Annotated in this window: 15 protein-coding genes and 1 pseudogene; 12 read left to right on the top strand and 4 right to left on the bottom strand. The window is 54.1% G+C overall.

Translation table 11 applies throughout. The features are described from left to right. Positions 1 to 63 precede the first annotated feature (63 nt). On the bottom strand, positions 64 to 1440 hold the full coding sequence (gene fumC, locus QU660_RS05270) for a class II fumarate hydratase (protein ID WP_304945498.1): 1377 nt from the start codon (positions 1438 to 1440) through the stop codon (positions 64 to 66). 115 nt (positions 1441 to 1555) lie between these two features. Here fumC and QU660_RS05265 point away from each other — a divergent pair, with 115 nt between their 5' ends. Continuing rightward, positions 1556 to 1969 carry an EamA family transporter gene (locus tag QU660_RS05265; RefSeq protein ID WP_304945497.1) on the top strand — a complete coding sequence of 138 codons (414 nt, stop codon included), beginning with the start codon at positions 1556 to 1558 and terminating at the stop codon, positions 1967 to 1969. Positions 1970 to 2374: 405 nt separating this feature from the next. On the opposite strand, the pseudogene QU660_RS05260 reads toward QU660_RS05265, so the two are convergent. After that, positions 2375 to 3586, bottom strand: a pseudogene (locus QU660_RS05260) (argininosuccinate synthase); the annotation flags it as partial. Positions 3587 to 3899: 313 nt separating this feature from the next. On the opposite strand from QU660_RS05260, the gene QU660_RS05255 reads away from it, so the two are divergent. The 9 genes from QU660_RS05255 to QU660_RS05215 all read left to right on the top strand — a co-directional run bounded on the left by QU660_RS05255 (position 3900) and on the right by QU660_RS05215 (position 10844). After that, positions 3900 to 4742, top strand: a complete 843-nt coding sequence (locus QU660_RS05255) for a bifunctional 5,10-methylenetetrahydrofolate dehydrogenase/5,10-methenyltetrahydrofolate cyclohydrolase (RefSeq protein ID WP_304945496.1) — start codon at positions 3900 to 3902, stop codon at positions 4740 to 4742. Between the two features lie 318 nt (positions 4743 to 5060). After that, positions 5061 to 5513, top strand: coding sequence for a ComEA family DNA-binding protein (locus tag QU660_RS05250; RefSeq protein ID WP_304945495.1), 453 nt, complete (start codon positions 5061 to 5063; stop codon positions 5511 to 5513). Between the two features lie 11 nt (positions 5514 to 5524). Further along, on the top strand, positions 5525 to 6223 hold the full coding sequence (locus QU660_RS05245; protein ID WP_304945494.1) for a response regulator transcription factor: 699 nt from the start codon (positions 5525 to 5527) through the stop codon (positions 6221 to 6223). Next, a complete protein-coding gene (gene rlmH, locus QU660_RS05240; protein ID WP_304945493.1) occupies positions 6220 to 6699 on the top strand; it encodes a 23S rRNA (pseudouridine(1915)-N(3))-methyltransferase RlmH in 480 nt (159 codons plus the stop codon). The genes QU660_RS05245 and rlmH overlap by 4 nt, the downstream gene beginning before the upstream one ends. A 75-nt stretch (positions 6700 to 6774) precedes the next feature. Then, positions 6775 to 7128 carry an Asp23/Gls24 family envelope stress response protein gene (locus tag QU660_RS05235; protein WP_304945492.1) on the top strand — a complete coding sequence of 118 codons (354 nt, stop codon included), beginning with the start codon at positions 6775 to 6777 and terminating at the stop codon, positions 7126 to 7128. A gap of 57 nt (positions 7129 to 7185) precedes the next feature. Continuing rightward, positions 7186 to 7704, top strand: coding sequence for a Gx transporter family protein (locus tag QU660_RS05230; RefSeq protein WP_304945491.1), 519 nt, complete (start codon positions 7186 to 7188; stop codon positions 7702 to 7704). A 69-nt stretch (positions 7705 to 7773) separates the two neighbouring features. Continuing rightward, complete coding sequence (locus QU660_RS05225; protein WP_304945490.1) at positions 7774 to 9126, top strand: CobW family GTP-binding protein; 1353 nt, start codon at positions 7774 to 7776, stop codon at positions 9124 to 9126. Positions 9127 to 9129: 3 nt separating this feature from the next. Beyond that, positions 9130 to 10092, top strand: coding sequence for a TIGR03943 family putative permease subunit (locus QU660_RS05220; RefSeq protein WP_304945489.1), 963 nt, complete (start codon positions 9130 to 9132; stop codon positions 10090 to 10092). 11 nt (positions 10093 to 10103) lie between these two features. Beyond that, positions 10104 to 10844, top strand: a complete 741-nt coding sequence (locus QU660_RS05215) for an HAD family hydrolase (RefSeq protein WP_304945488.1) — start codon at positions 10104 to 10106, stop codon at positions 10842 to 10844. A 46-nt stretch (positions 10845 to 10890) separates the two neighbouring features. Here the strand turns inward: QU660_RS05215 and QU660_RS05210 are convergent, their stop codons facing one another. After that, positions 10891 to 12285: a polysaccharide deacetylase gene (locus QU660_RS05210; RefSeq protein ID WP_304945487.1), complete on the bottom strand. Its 1395-nt coding sequence runs from the start codon at positions 12283 to 12285 to the stop codon at positions 10891 to 10893. A gap of 144 nt (positions 12286 to 12429) precedes the next feature. Here QU660_RS05210 and QU660_RS05205 point away from each other — a divergent pair, with 144 nt between their 5' ends. Next, the gene (locus QU660_RS05205) at positions 12430 to 12741 is read left to right on the top strand and encodes a YerC/YecD family TrpR-related protein (protein ID WP_304945486.1); all 312 of its coding nucleotides are present in this window, start codon (positions 12430 to 12432) and stop codon (positions 12739 to 12741) included. Continuing rightward, the gene (gene pcrA, locus QU660_RS05200) at positions 12734 to 14971 is read left to right on the top strand and encodes a DNA helicase PcrA (RefSeq protein ID WP_304945485.1); all 2238 of its coding nucleotides are present in this window, start codon (positions 12734 to 12736) and stop codon (positions 14969 to 14971) included. Before QU660_RS05205 ends, pcrA begins: the two co-directional genes overlap by 8 nt. Here pcrA and QU660_RS05195 read toward each other — a convergent pair. Continuing rightward, entirely contained in the window at positions 14961 to 16331 is a 1371-nt protein-coding gene (locus QU660_RS05195; RefSeq protein ID WP_304945484.1) for a sodium-dependent transporter, read from the bottom strand. The genes pcrA and QU660_RS05195 overlap by 11 nt on opposite strands. Between the last annotated feature and the right edge of the window lie 22 nt (positions 16332 to 16353).

Genomic DNA, 16353 nt, shown 5'->3' with positions numbered 1-16353 from the left:
AGAAGCAATAAAACAGCGGCCCTGTGCAATCAAATTCGCACAGGGCTGCTGTTTGTAGTTGGTTTATCCCTCTTCCTTTGCCATCTTCTCCGGCTGAAAGACTTCGTCAAAGCGCTCTTCCGTGAGGAAGCCGAGCTTCACGCAGGCTTCTTTCAGGGAGATGTTCTCCTTGAACGCGAGCTTCGCGGTCTTTGCCGCGTTCTCGTAGCCGATGTACGGGTTCAGGGAGGTCACGAGCATCAGGGAGCGGTGCAGGTTCTCACGCATCTTTTCGCGGTTCGGCTCTATGCCCTCGCAGCAGTGGATACGGAAGGAGCGCATGGAATCCGCGAGGAGACGGGCGGACTGCAGGTAGTTGTAGATCATGACCGGCATGAACACGTTCAGCTCAAAATTGCCCTGGCTTGCCGCAAAGCTGACCGCGCTGTCGTTTGCCATGACCTGAACCGCGACCATTGTGACGGATTCGCACTGGGTCGGGTTCACTTTGCCGGGCATAATCGAGGAGCCGGGCTCATTCTCCGGAATGTGGATTTCGCCGAGGCCGCAGCGGGGGCCGGAAGAGAGCCAGCGGATGTCGTTTGCAATCTTCATGAGATCGGCCGCGAGTCCCTTCAGTGCACCGTGGGAGTAGACCAGTTCCGACTTGGAGGTCAGCGCGTGATACTTATTTTCCGCCGTGCGGAAGGGCTTGCCGGTGAGCTCGGAGACAGCCTTTGCGGACTCGGTGTCAAAGCCCTTCGGTGCATTTAAGCCGGTGCCGACAGCGGTGCCGCCGAGTGCCAGAGAGGAGAGCGGCGGAATGCTCGCGCGAATCAGCTCGAGATCGGTCTCGAGAGAGCTTCTCCAGCCGCTGATTTCCTGGGAAAAGGAGATCGGAACCGCATCCTGGAGGTGGGTTCTTCCGGATTTTACAATGCCCTTATAGCGGGTCTCAAGCTCACGGAAGCACTGAATCAGAGCCTCAAGCGAGGGAATCAGCTGCTCCTCTAAGGTGAGTACCGCAGCGATGTGCATCGCGGTCGGGAAGGTGTCGTTCGAGCTCTGGGACTTGTTGCAGTCATCGTTCGGGTGCAACAGCTTCTCGCCAGCAATTTCGTTGCCGCGGTTTGCAATGACCTCGTTCACGTTCATGTTGGACTGGGTGCCGCTGCCGGTCTGCCAGACTGCGAGCGGGAAGTTGCCGCAGAGCTTGCCCGCGCGAATTTCTTCGCAGACACCGGAAATGAGCTTTGCCTTCTTCTCGTCCAAAACGCCGAGGCGGCAGTTTGCGAGAGCGGCCGCTTCCTTCAGATAGGAAAAGGCGGTGATAACTTCGGCGGGAATTTTCTCATCCCCGATTTCAAAGTTCTGGAAGCTTCGCTGTGTCTGCGCGCCCCAGAGCTTGTCTGCGGGGACTTTGACTTCCCCCATAGAATCATGTTCGATGCGGTAATCCATTGATGTACCTCCTTCTTCTTGCGTTCCTTTGTCGTATTGTAACAAAAAAAAAGAGCGCTGGCGAGGCCTGCGCGTTAAAATGACAAAAGACAGAATTTGAGAAGAGGAGGAGGCTATGTGGTTTGTATTGGCGCTGTTATCGGCGGTATTTGCCGCACTGACGGCAATTCTGGCGAAAGTCGGTGTTGACAGTGTGAACGGAACCCTCGCCACAGCCATACGTACTACCGTGGTTCTTGTCATGGCTTGGGGGATGGTGTTTCTCACACAGGCAGAGCGGGGTATTTCGACAATCGCTCGTAAAAGTTGGATCTTTCTCATTTTGTCCGGGGTGGCCACCGGAGCTTCGTGGCTCTGCTATTATCATGCTTTAAAATTGGGGCGCGTTAACCAAGTTGCACCGATTGACAAGCTCTCCGTGGTATTCACGCTGGTTTTTGCGGCGATATTTCTGCACGAGGGGCTCACGTTGAAAACGGGACTTGCCTGTGCTTTGATTGTGAGCGGTGTGCTCTTGCTGGCCTTCTGAGTCCGGCAACGAGGCGTATATACATAACTTGAATATGTAAACTAAATCATCGTTTTCGACAATAGAAAAAGGCGGCGGATTGCATCTCGCAATCCGCCGCCTTTTCCCGACTCACTGCTCTTGCGGGAGTTTTTTGCCGGTCTTTTTGGCAACTGTCTTTTTCGTAGCTACTTTCTTTACCGCTGTTTTTTTCACGGTTTCTTTTTTGCCGCTCTCGGCTTTGCTGTCTTCCTTTTTGCCGCTTTTCTTTTTGTCCGCGCTTTTGTCCGCGGTTTTCTTTTTCTCGCTTGTTTTGCGAACCGCCTGCTTTTTGTCGGCCTTCTTCACCTTGCTGACGGTCGTCTTGACCGGTTGCGAGAGCGAGAAAAGCTCCGGCATTTCGGGCAATTCCGCCGAGCCGCTGCGTTGCTGCATGCGCGCACGGAGAAGCATGGGAAGGCCGTACAGCGATATAAAGCCCTCGGCATCGCGGTGATGATAAAGTTCACCGGTTGTGAACGAAGCAAACTCCTCGGAGTACAGAGAGAATTCGGAACTGCTGCCTGCGTGAATCAGGTTGCCCTTATAGAGACGCAGGCGCACTTCGCCGGTGAGGAGTTCCTGTGTGCTCGCAAAGAAAGCCTGAAGCGCCTCACGAAGCGGCGTAAACCACTTGCCCTCGTAGAGCAAAGAGGCAAATTTCTCGCTGAGTGTATGCTTGGTCTCAAGTGTCTCCCGGTCCAGAACCAAAGCTTCCAGACAACTCTGTGCCTTCAGCAGTATCGTGACCGCGGGGATTTCATAGATGCCGCGGGCTTTCATGCCGACCACGCGGTCTTCCACAAGATCGTAGATGCCGATGCCGTTGTTTCCGCCGAGCTCATTCAGGCGGCGGAGGAGTTCCGAGAGTCTCAGTTCCTTGCCGTTTAAGCTGACCGGGACACCCTTTTCGAACCCGATGCGGAGCAAGGTCTCGGCATCCGGGGCCTGCTTCGGCGAGACGCCGAGTAGGAGGAGTTCTTCCAACATAGGTTCCTGCGCCGGATCTTCGAGTTCAAGCCCCTCGTGGGAACTGTGCCAGAGATTTCTGTCATGAGAATAGGAGTGACTTGCGTCGAAGGGAAGGTCAATGCCCTTTTGGCGACAATAAGCCAGTTCATCTTCACGCGAACGGAAAGGCCAAAGCTCGGTCATGCGCCAGGGGGCTATGACCTTGAGTTCCGGTGCCAGCGCCTTAATGCTGAGTTCAAAGCGCACCTGATCGTTGCCCTTTCCCGTCGCGCCGTGACAAATCGCCACAGCGTGCTCTTTGACCGCAATTTCGGCCAACTTCTTTGCAATCAGCGGACGCGAAAGCGCGCTGCCGAGCAGAGCGGCTCGCTCCGGGCGCACCCCCGACTGCAAACACGGCAGAACATATTCCTCCGCGAATGCATCCTTTTCATCGAGGAGATATAGCTTGGATGCGCCGGCGAGTTTTGCGCGCTCCTCGAGACTGCGCAATTCGCTGTCTTGGCCGCAGTCGACACAGCAGCAAATGACTTCATAGTCAAAATGCTCCTTGAGCCACGGGATAATCGCCGTCGTGTCCAAGCCTCCGGAATAAGCAAGAACAACTTTTTCTTTTAATTTCGCCATGAAAATCCCCTTTCGGACAGTGCTTGCGATGCGAAAATAAGTTTCACTATATGATTTATAACCGTACAACGATTTCGAAAAAGACGCAAGCCATAAATCCGAATCGAAAGAGAAAAACAAGCATTTTAAGCCCCTGTAAAAATGTTGCGTATGTGCCGGGCGAAAAAGGAAGAAGAAAAACAGGAGTCTGCATAAATGTAGTAGACATAATTAAAATATGTAAAATACGGTTTCGGTTTCGATTTCTTGGATTTTAAGGTATACTAATCTATTGTTGTGCAGAGCTGACAGAATCAGAGAGGAAATAAGCAGTATGAGAGAACTCACAGGACAGCAGGTGGTGGATGCCATACGGACAGAGACGGAAAAGACCTTGGAAGCGCTGAACGGCTATGTGCCGACGCTTGCCATTGTGCGAGTCGGCGAGAATGTACCGCAGCTTTCGTACGAGAGAGGCGCAAAAAAACGCATGCAGAATTTCGGTCTGGACGTCAAGACCTTTGTGTTTCCGGAAGATGTGACGCCTGAGGTTTTCTTTCAGCGTTTTCGGGAAATCAATGCAGATCCCTGCATTGACGGTGTACTGCTCTTAAAGCCGTTGCCGGAACAGCTGGATGTAAAGCGCGCGGAGCGCAGCATCGATCCCGAGAAGGATTTGGATGGGATTTCGCCGGTCAACATAGCCCGCGTATTTGCGGGAGAAGAGGAGGGATTTGCCCCCTGTACGGCCGAGGCTGTGATCGAGACCCTGCGCACGTATGAAATTCCGGTGCACGGAAAGCGTGCGGTTGTGGTCGGGCGCAGTCTGGTGGTCGGTCGTACACTCGCCATGCTTCTTCTTCGGGACAATGCGACCGTGACCATCTGCCATACCCAGACCAGTGACTTGAAAGAAGAGTGCCGGAAGGCGGAGATACTTGCCGTGGCTGCGGGCAAGGCGAAACTTGTAAACCGTGACTACGTATCCGAGGGCTGTGTGATTCTGGATGTCGGAATCAATGCGGGCGAGGACGGCAATCTTTGCGGAGACGTGAACCCGGAAGGATTGGAGAATGTTGCGGCGGCTCTGACCCCGGTGCCGCGCGGCATCGGGGCGGTGACGACCTCCGTACTCGCAAAACATTTGGTACAGGCGGCGGCGCGGCGTAGGCTCTAAAATCAGTGCCGAAGCTTGAGTTTCTCGGTCTGACTGGTTACAATAAAGGTGCAGGCTCGGCAGCTCCGAGAGGAGGCTGTCGTGTTACGAAAATGGATAAAAAAGCACCCTATTAGTTTGCTTCCCCTTGCGTTTTTATGCCTTGCGGTATTTTTCTTTGTTTATCGCGCAAGCCGAAATCATGACAATGCACTGCGCGGAGAGCTCGTGAGCACCGCTTATGCGGAAAATGCCAAACTCGGAGCGGATGAAAGCGGGGGGAAAGAGAGTACCGCAGAGACAAAAGCGGGAGAAACAAAGTCCGTTGCTCCGGAAACGGTGAGCGACGCGGAATATGTGAGCGTGTATCTTTGCGGCGCGGTGCAAAAGCCGGATGTCTACGAGGTGGCGAAGGGGACGCGTCTTAACGAGGTGCTGAAGCTCGCCGACGGTTTTCGGGAAGATGCCGCGAAAGACGCGGTCAATCTTGCCGCGATTGTGGAAGACGGGAGTATGATACGCGTGCCGACTTTGGAAGAGGCCGCAATGCACGCGGAGCCGTCAAGCGCAGCGCTTGCCGCAGAAGAAAATAGCGGAAAAGTGGATTTAAACCGCGCAGAAAAGGCAGAACTCATGACTTTGCCGGGTGTCGGTGAACGCAAGGCGGAGCAGATTCTTGCCTACCGCAAGGCGCACGGGAAGTTTCGAAACATCGAAGAAATCAAGAATATTCCGGGCATCAAAGAAAAGGCGTTTGAGAAATTAAAAGACAGTATCGTTGTGCGTGAGTGAGGAGAGGGAGAATGGCAAAAATTTTGGTTGTGGACGATGAGAAACTGATTGTGAAGGGCATCAGTTTCAGTCTGCAGGCAGATGGGATGGAAGTGGATGCGGCCTATGACGGAGAAGAGGCCCTCGGGAAAATCAGGGAGAAGAACTATGATATGGTTCTTCTGGATGTCATGCTTCCAAAGATGAGCGGCATGGATGTCTGCCAGGCCGTTCGCGAATTCTCGGATGTGCCCATCATCATGCTGACGGCGAAGGGAGAGGATATGGACAAAATCCTTGCCTTCGACAACGGTGTGGATGATTATCTCACGAAGCCCTTCAATATTCTCGAAGTCAAAGCGCGGATTAAGGCCATACTCCGTCGCAATCAGAAGAACCAGAGAGAACCCGAGAGCAATGCGCCGCTCTCCGCGGGCGATTTGTCCTTGGACATCGAGTCGCGTCGGGTTATGCTCGGCGAGCGTGAAATTAATCTCACAGCCAAGGAATTCGATATTCTGGTTCTGCTCATGAAAAATCCGAATAAGGTGTTCAGCAGAGAGCAACTGCTTTCCGCAATCTGGGAGAATAAGGCCAATGAAGCGGGCGATGTGAGAACCGTGGATGTCCATGTGCGGCGGCTTCGCGAAAAGATTGAGCCTTCGCCCTCGGCACCGCGCTATGTGCACACGAAGTGGGGCGTCGGCTACTACTTCCGGGCAACGGAATGAACATCAGCTTACTCACGGTCGGAAGTTTAAAAGAGCGCTATTGGCGGGAGGCGGTTGCGGAATATGAAAAACGTCTCTCGGCGCATTGCAAGTTTCGCCTCATTGAAATAAAGGATGAGAAGACGCCGGAGCTCCTTGACAGTGCCGCAGCCGAACGGGTCAGAAAGCGGGAAGGCGAGCGCCTTTTGGAAAAAATCGATGCGCGGGCCCTTGTTGTGACGCTCGAAATTCAGGGCAAGAAGTTTGATTCGGAAGGCTTTGCGGCCGAAATGGCAAAGCTCGAAGAGCGCAGCCGCGGAGAGCTTTGCTTTGTAATCGGCGGTTCACTGGGCCTCTCCAAGGAAGTGAGTGCGCGCGCCGCCCTGCATCTCAGCTTTTCGGATTTTACCTTTCCGCATCAATTGATGCGCGTACTTTTTTTGGAACAACTGTATCGGAGTTACCGCATAAGAACCGGAGCACCCTATCACAAATAGCGTGTGTCACCGGCATAAATTTGATATACTGAACGCAGCAAAAGAGAAACAGACACGACAGGAGGACAGCGACAGATGGGAGAGAACAGCAAGGAGAAGAACATCGGAGAAGTTTGCATTGCGGACGAGGTCGTCGCTGTAATTGCGGGGCTTGCAGCGTGCGAAGTGGAAGGTGTTGATTCCATGGCGGGGAAACTCGGAAACGAACTTGCATCCCGCCTGGCTTGGAAGAATGCGCCGCGCGGTACAAAGGTAGAGGTGACCGAAGAGCATGTCTCGGTGGATCTTTCCATTAATCTGAAGTACGGATACAGCATCCCGAAGGTGACGCGAGAGGTACAGGAAAAAGTCGTATCGGCGATTGAGAACATGACAGGACTCAAGGTGATTGAGGTCAATGTCTCGGTGGTCGGCGTCAACATCGCATAAGAAACAGAGCGCGGCTTTGCCGCGCTCTGTTTGTACCGCTTTAGGAGGAGAGGAAGTATGAGACGAGGAGGACAGGCGGCGGCTACGGTCGCGTTCGGCATTTTGCTGGCGCTTGCGCTGCTGCTCAGTTATATCGAAGTACTGTTGCCGCTCTCCATCGGGATACCGGGTGTCAAATTGGGGCTTGCCAACTTAGCGAGTTTAATTTGTCTCTACCTCTTCGGCCTAAGACGGGCAGCGCTTATTTCCTTGTTGCGCATTATACTGACCGGTTTTTTGTTCGGCAATATGGCGGCGATACTCTACAGCCTTTCCGGTGCGACCTTAAGCCTTACGGCTGCCGTACTCGCAAAACGGAGTCAACTGTTCGGAGAAATCGGTGTGAGTGTAATCGGCGCGATTTTCCATAATTTGGGACAGCTTGCGGTCGCTGCGCTTGTGGTTCAAAATAGGGGACTGTTCTGGTATTTCCCGATGCTACTGCTTGCGGGCGTTATCACAGGAGCGGTCATCGGATTGCTTACCGCCGAGATACTGCGGCATCTGCCGACAAGTATACAGGCAGCAAGAGACTAGAAAATGTGAAATGTATGTGTTATGCTTTACTAATTCTATGAGAGATAGAACAAGAAACGGAGGCAAATCATGGCTAAGACCAAAGTAGATATTATTTCCGGCTTTCTCGGTGCGGGAAAGACCACATTTATTAAAAAATTGCTCTCGGAGGCTCTCTCCGGAGAGAAGGTCGTGCTGATTGAAAACGAGTTCGGTGAAATCGGCATTGACGGCGGCTTTTTGAAGGACGCCGGCATCGAAGTGCGGGAGATGAACTCCGGTTGCATCTGCTGCTCCCTGGTCGGTGATTTTGCGACCTCTCTGAAGGAAATTCTGAGCAAGTATACACCGGATCGCGTGATTATCGAGCCCTCCGGCGTCGGTAAGCTCTCGGATGTGCTGCGCGCGGTTGCGGATGTCGAGGAGGAGCTTGAAGTCGCGGGCAACTCTGCGGTCACCCTCGTCGATGTGAAGAAGGCGAAGCTCTACATGAAGAACTTCGGCGAATTCTTCAACAACCAGGTGCAGTATGCAAAGACCATTGTGCTCTCGCGCACGGACATCGCCGATCAGAAGAAAATCGATGAGGCGATTGCTCTGATTCGCGAGATCAATCAGGAGGCAACCATCATCACGACGCCGCTGGCGGCGCTCTCCGGTGAAAAGCTTCTTGAGATTCTGGAGCACCCCATCGATCTCAAGGCTGAACTCCTTCAGGCAATGGAAGAGGAACACGAGCACCATCACCACCACGAGCATCATCACCATCATGATGAGGAAGAAGAGCACTGCTGCTGCCACGACGACGAGGAAGCGCACGAACACCATCATCACGATGAAGAGGGAGAGCACTGCTGCTGCCACGACGACGAGGAAGCGCACGAACACCATCATCACGATGAGGATAAGGAGCACTGCTGCTGCCACGACGACGAGGAAGCGCACGAACACCATCATCACGATGAAGAGGGAGAGCACTGCTGCTGCCACGACGACGAGGAAGCGCACGAACACCATCATCACGATGAAGAGGGAGAGCACTGCTGCTGCCACGACGACGAGGAAGCGCATGAGCACCATCATCACGACGAGCACGAGCATCACCACCACCACGAGGACGGACACTGCTGCTGCGGCCATGATCACCACCACGGTCACGACGCCGACGAAATCTTCGACAGTGTCGGTCTCGAGAATGTTCCGGCCTTCACCGAGGAGAGACTCAAGGCACTGCTCACGAGACTTGCGGAGAGCGAAGATTTCGGTACCGTGGTGCGCGCAAAGGGCATGGTGCCGGATGTGAACGGAGCGGAGTGGTTCTACTTCGATCTGGTTCCGGGCGAGACCGAGATTCGTCACGGGGCGCCTGAGGCAAGCGGAAAGATCTGTGTGATCGGAAGCGAGTTAAACAGAGAGGCCATCACAAAGGAGTTCAAGGCGTAAGCAATGGCAGAGCAATTTGAGAGAGAAGAAGAGAAGACCCCGGTATTTGTAATCAACGGTTTTTTGGAGGCGGGAAAGACGCAGTTTCTGCGCTTTACAATGGAGCAGTCCTACTTTCAGACCGAGGGAAAAACCCTCCTCCTTGTCTGTGAGGAGGGAGAGGAAGAGTATCCGGAGGCGTTGTTGAAGAAGCACAATACCGCCGCAATCTACTTTGAGAGCCAAGAGGAGTGCACGAAGGAAGCACTCCGCGCCCTCGGAGAAGAGTTTCATCCGGAGCGCGTACTGATTGAGTGGAACGGCCTCTGGCGTCAGGACAGCCTGGAATTACCGGAGGAGTGGTTCTTAAACCAGCAGATCAGTATTTTTGATACAAGCACCTTGGACCTGTATCTGAAGAACATGCGGGCTTATTTGGGGCCGATGTTAAATGCAACGGAACTCATTATTTGCAATCGAGCCGATGAGATTCCGGAGGAGAAACTCGGGAACTATCACCTTTCTCTGAAGGCAATGGCGCCGGATGCCGAGATTGTGTTTGAGGGCAGGGACGGAGAGATTCGCGGTGACTTCAGCATTGAACTTCCCTACGATTTGAAGGCGGATAAGTTGGAACTGACGCCCGAGATGTTTGCGATTTTCTATATTGACGCAATGGACCGCCCCGAGAAGTACGACGGCAAGGAAGTCAGTTTCACGGCGGAACTCATGCGCCCGAAGGGCGCGCCCGCGGATATTCTGATTCCGGGCAGAAAGGTGATGACCTGTTGCGAGGCGGACATCCGTTTCTGCGGTCTGCTCTGCCATTATGCGGGCGCTCGGAACTTTAAGACCGGTGACTGGGTGAAGCTCCGCGCCAAGATTCGCAAAGAGAATGCGCGCGAATACGGTGCGGAGGGCCCCGTGCTGTATGCGGAGGAACTTTCGCTGACCGGACCCATTGCGGAAGTTGCTACCTTCGCTTGATCGGGGGAGAGATGAGTGAAATGAAGCGTTATCGCGCGGCCGTCTTTGATATGGACGGTACGATACTGGATACCATTACGGACCTGACGAGCTCTCTGAACGAGGCCTGCCGAAAGACCGGACATCGCGCGAATTTTACCAAGGATGATGTGAGACACTTTTTCGGCAGCGGTGCGGAAGTTGCCGCACAGCGCGCGCTCGCGGTTGAGAAGGGCTATACACTCCGAGAAGTGGGGGCGCTCGGCGTCAATCGGCGCGCGGCGGATTTCGGTGTTTCGGAGGAGGCTGCAAATGCGGTCATCGCCGCGTTTGCGGCCCATTACGCTGTGCATTGCGACGATGCAACCGGGCCTTATCCCGGGATACTTGCGCTGTTGCGACGCCTCAAAGCGGCCGGTGTACAGATTGCCGTAGTCTCGAACAAATTGGACGAGGCGGTACAGGTGTTAAACCGTGTCCATTTTGAGGGCTTGTTCGAAGAAGCGAAGGGAGAGCGCGCGGACATTCGCCGGAAACCTGCGCCGGATATGGTCTTTGCCGTGCTTGCTTCTCTGGGATTGAAACCGGAAGAAGCCGTGTATATCGGTGACACGGAGGTTGACATGGAGACCGCAAGAAACAGCGGTATGGATTGTATTTCGGTTTCCTGGGGCTTCCGTAGTCGCGAAGCGCTGGAAGCGCTCGGCGCGACGCGTATTGTGGATCGCGCGGAAGAGATTTATGATATGATTGTCGGAAACAAAGATAAATAAAAATCCCGGTACAGCTGTGTTACGCTGTACCGGGATTTTTTTGTCATCAGCCCCCCTTGTAGTCCGGGACCGGTGTAGGTCTGTCCTTATCAAAGATATCCGAGGCGTTGAAAAGATCGCTCGTGTGGTTCTTAACTGTCATATCCTGCCAGAGGCGATAGCCGTCCAAGTTTCTTCTTCCCTGGCGGAGATAATCCTGCCCCTTCTGCACATAGTACTGATTCGAGTCCACGTTGCAGAAGTAGCGGAATCCGCTGTTATGGAGGTACTGATACCGCTCATTGTCATCCTTGTAGGGATGCCAGTCGCCCACATCCGCGCCGAAGGGGAAGAGGAGTATATCGGTGCCGCCGATCAGCTCACCCACGTAATCCTGCCACTTCTGGTTGTCCGTTTCAAGCTCGGTGAACGGAATCTTGCCGTAGTTTCTGTGTCCCCAGCTGTGGGAGGCAAGTTCCCAACCGTCATCGCGGAGACACTGCGCAACTTCACGCACCTTCTGGCGGTCCGCTTCGATGTTCGGATTTTTCCCCTCGTAAGAAGGATCGGTGCGGTAGCCGAAGACACCGTTATAGCCGGTCACCGCAATGATGCCCTTGGCACCGCGGTAGGAGAAGTCGGGATGCTGTTCTATGAACTCATCCAAAATCGGGATAAGGTCGTAGGCGCCGACGGAAATCGAGCCGTCGTCCATGACCATCTCATTGAGGGGCTTGCCGTTCGGTCCCACAATGATGTCCTTCGCAAAGCCGTCTCCGTCCATGTACTCGTAATAGTTGACATCGTCCTGGGAGAGAACAAAAGCGGTTTTGCCGGGCGGGAGCATGATATCGCCCCAGACCATCTTCTTGCCACCGGTCTCGGGATCGTCGACCTCGTAGGCGACGTCGTGGATGCGCACCAGGACGTAGCCCTTGTCGTACATCGCCTGCATCATCTTCTCGAACTCGGGCTTGGTCGTCATGACGTCGTTGTAGCCGTTTTGGCGATTGTCGCCGTCAAAGGCCTTCTTGTTGTCCATGATGAGCGTATGGAAGAAGACGTGCGTAATCTTCTGCGGATCCTGACGAACCAAGGTACCCTTGATTTCATTGTACTTTGTGATTGCAGCCTGTCCGGCTTCCGACTGTGCGGTCTTTTCATCGGCTTCGATGGCGGCAATTGCGGCATCGTAGTCATATTGCGCTGCTTTTTTAGCGGCGTCCGCAAGTATCTCCTCCGACGTAAGCTTTGCCACCGTGGTTTCCTCGACGGACTGATCGGCATCCGATGCGGATGCGGCGGGCCCGTTTCGCTTCGGGCGACGTAGGAAAAAAGCAAGCGCGACTACGACGAGCGCGAGCAAAAGCGCACCGAGCAACAAGGGCAGGGACAGCGCTCTGTGCCTACGGCGTCTGGAGTGGAATCGACGGCCGCCGCGGCCATTCGAGTAATTGGGCATAGCTAAGACTTCCTCCTCATTTCTTTCTCAACGATAACGTTTCTACTATAGTACAAATAGCGGGCGCTTGCAATGCCTCTTCACTCTGTTTACTTCACTGCGTTGCCATGCTACACTCAGAAAAAAAGCAAATGGGGTGAGACCATGAACAACAATGTGCATTCGGAGGCGGCAGATCGTCTGTTTGATGCGATCCTGACGCTGAAAGATCGCGAGGAATGCTATCGCTTTTTTGAAGATATTTGTACGGTGAACGAGCTGCTCTCGTTTACACAGCGCTACGAGGTCGCTTTGATGTTGCGCCGCGGCCTCACCTATCTGGAAATTGCCGAATTGACCGGTGCATCCACGGCGACCATCAGCCGCGTGAACCGCGCCATCAATACGGGGAACGGGAGTTATGATATGAGTTTACGCCGTCTCGGGTTGCTGGCGGGAGAGGAGAAACATGGCTGAGAACACGCAGATGAATGAACGGCAGCGGGAGGCCATGGAGTGGACGGAAGGTCCGGAGCTCATCCTTGCCGGAGCGGGATCGGGCAAGACGCGGGTGCTGACCCACCGCATTGCTTATTTGATTCGGGAGAAACAGGTGTCCCCTTGGAATATCCTTGCAATCACATTTACGAACAAGGCGGCGGCGGAGATGCGGAGTCGCGTGGATGCGCTCGTGGAGAGTGGGGCGGAGGCTGTATGGGTTGCGACTTTCCATGCGAGCTGTGTGCGCATACTGCGCCGCTTCATTGACCGCATCGGCTATGACAATCACTTCAGCATTTACGATGCGGATGACCAAAAGGCTGCGATGCGGGAGGTCATGAAGAAGCTGAACATAGACCCGAAGCAGTTGCGGGAGAGATCTGTGCTCTCGGCCATCAGCGCCGCGAAAAACGAAATGATAGACAGTGAGCGCTACGAGCGTGAGGCGGCGGATTATCTCGAGACACGCATTGCCGCCTGCTATCGGGCGTATCAGGATCTCCTTCGGAAGAACAATGCGCTGGACTTTGATGATTTACTCTTGAAAACAGTGCAGCTCTTCGAGGCAGACCCGGATGTGCTGGCCTACTATCAGGAGCGTTTCCGCTACATCATGGTGGACGAGTATCAGGACACGAACACCGTGCAGTTCCGCTTTGTCGAACTGCTTGCGAAAAAGTATCGCAATCTCTGCGTGGTCGGTGACGACGATCAGTCGATTTATAAGTTCCGCGGTGCGAACATCAAGAATATTTTGAACTTTGAACAGGCTTTCCCGGGGGCCAAGGTGGTTAAACTCGAGCAAAACTATCGCTCGAGCGGCAATATTCTGGACGCGGCAAACGGCGTGATTCAGAATAACGAAGGAAGAAAGGATAAGCGCCTCTGGACCGCTGCGGGACGCGGCGAGAAGGTTCAACTTAGGCGCTACGCGAGCGCCGCGGAGGAGGCAGAGCAGATTACCGAAGAAATCAAAGTGCGCTGTCAGGACGGTGCTTACGGGCGCTTCGCGGTGCTCTACCGCACCAATGCGCAGTCACGTATTCTGGAGGAGCGCTTTGTCGCAGCGGGGATACCGTACCGACTGGTGGGCGGCGTGAACTTCTACCAGCGCCGCGAAATCAAGGACGTGCTTGCCTACTTAAAGACGATAGCGAATGCGGCGGATGATCTTGCCGTGCAGCGTATCCTGAATGTGCCGAAACGGGGCATCGGGGCTGCCACGGTTTCGGCTGTCGGGAGCTTTGCCGCAGATCGGGAGATCAGCTTTTTTGAGGCTCTGCGCGAAGCACCGGCTTCCGGCATTGCCGGAAGAAGCAGTGAGAAGATACAGCGGTTTTTGAACCTCATCGCAGTGTTTCGCCGAGAGAGCGAAAAGCTTCCGATTGCGGACCTGATACGTCTTGTGCTCGAAAAGAGCGGTTATCAAGAGGCCCTGAAGGAAGAGGGGGATCTAGAGGCGCAGGCACGCATGGAGAACATTGAGGAGTTGATTTCGAAGGCTGTGGACTTTGAACGCGATTTGAGCGATGTCTCGGACCGCGCGGAAGAGGGACTGCCGGCCGACCTCCCGCCGCTGGATCGTTTCCTCGAAGAGGTCGCTCTGGTTGCGGATATAGACCGTGCGGAAGAGGGAGAGCGTGTAACGCTGATGACCCTGCACGCCGCAAAGGGACTGGAATTTGAAGAGGTCTATATCAGCGGCATGGAAGAGGGACTGTTTCCCGGAAATCGGAGCATCGACGATCCGGAGGAAATGGAAGAGGAGAGACGACTTTGCTATGTGGGCATCACCCGCGCGAAGCAGAGGCTCAGCCTAAGCTCCGCAAAATCGCGCATTGTGAACGGAGAACTCCGCTTTCACCGAGAATCGCCCTTCCTCGCGGAAATCCCGGAAGAACTAATAGAGCGACAGAAGAGCGCTCGCATCAATGATGATCCGCTTCCGGCAAGCGGAGCTCACAGAAGTTCTTCGTACAGCGGGCAGCCGAAGCCCGCGGCCTTCGGGAAAATCTTTCAGGTGGAGCATATGAAAACGCTCCCCTACGAAGTCGGCGACAGAGTGCGTCATGCGCGCTTCGGTGTGGGGAGCGTTTTGGAAATCAAAGACGGAAAGCAGGATTTTGAAGTGACCGTCGAGTTCGATGAGCTCGGGCGGCGTAAAATGCTTGCGGGCTTTGCAAAGCTCGAAAAGCTTACATCTTAATCCAGCCAAAGAGGCTCGCGACGGAGCTAAAGAGTATAATTGCCACAAAGAACGGGCAGAGATACTTAATCATAAAGTTGAAGATAAGGCGGCGCTTAAACGGAGCGCCGTCTTTTGTCACTTCTTCGGCTACGGTTTTAATGCCGACAACGCGGACAATCAAGAGGCAGGTGGTCATTGCGGCAATCGGCATCATGACCGAGTTGGTGAGGAAATCAAAGAAGTCCAGAAGCTGCATGCCGACGATGCGGACCAAAGCGAGCGGGCCGTAGCCGAGAGCACTGAGGCTGCCGAGTACAAGCATTAAAGCGAACATTACGATACTCGCCTTTTTGCGACTCCAGTGAAGCTCATCTTCAAAGGTAGAGACTGCGCTCTCCGCAAGTGCAATGGCGGAAGTCAGCGCCGCAAACAGGACCAAGAGGAAGAACATAATGCCGACGGGCTGCCCGAAGCCCATGTTTGCAAAGATTTTGGGCATGGTGATAAACATGAGAGAAGGTCCTGCTTTCAGGACATTCGGGTCGCCGCCGGAAAAGGCAAAGACAGCCGGAATAATCATGAGTCCGGCGAGGACGGCAATCGCGGTGTCAAAGAGCTCCACATGGCGTGTCGCATCTTCAATGGAGACGTCGTCCTTCATATAGGAGCCGAAGGTCATCAGAATGCCCATTGCGATGGAGAGAGAGTAGAACATCTGTCCCATTGCCGCAACCACGGTCATCCAAGAGAAGTTTTTGAAATTCGGGACCAGAAAATAGGCCACACCTTTCATGGCGCCGGGACGCGTGACCGCATAAACGGCAATGATCAACGCAAGGACGATGAGTATCGGCATCATGATGGTGGAGACGCGTTCAATACCGTTCTGGACGCCCATGTAGATGATAATCATGGTTGCAAGGGTAAATACCAAGAACCAAAACTCCGTCTGGTAACCGTTGGTGATGAAGCCCGAGAAATAGTCATCGCTCGCGAGTGCGGTGACTTCGCCGCGGAGATAGGCGAAGAGATACTTCGAGACCCAGCCGCCGATGACAGAATAATAAGGAACAATCAGAATCGGGATGACAGCGTTAATCCAGCCGCCGAAACGGAACATCCAATCCTTGCCGTAGTGCGAGAAAGCACCGACCGGACTCTTTTTGGTGCGGCGTCCCAGGGCGCTCTCGGCAATGATCATCGTATAGCCGAAGCTCAGCACGAGGAGCAGATAGACCAAGAGAAAAATACCGCCGCCGTATTTTGCGGCGAGATAGGGGAAACGCCAGATGTTACCCAGACCGACGGCGGAGCCGGCCGCCGAAAGAACGAAACCGAGACGGGAGGAAAAACTACTCCGCTCACCTTTTGTAGACATAGGGAAACCCTCCGAAATAAAA

Origin of the sequence: Stomatobaculum sp. F0698 (assembly GCF_030644385.1) — a bacterium.
Lineage (GTDB): Bacteria > Bacillota > Clostridia > Lachnospirales > Lachnospiraceae > Moryella.
Note: the sequence above shows the minus strand (reverse complement) of the source record. Positions and strands in the feature narration are given on the sequence as shown.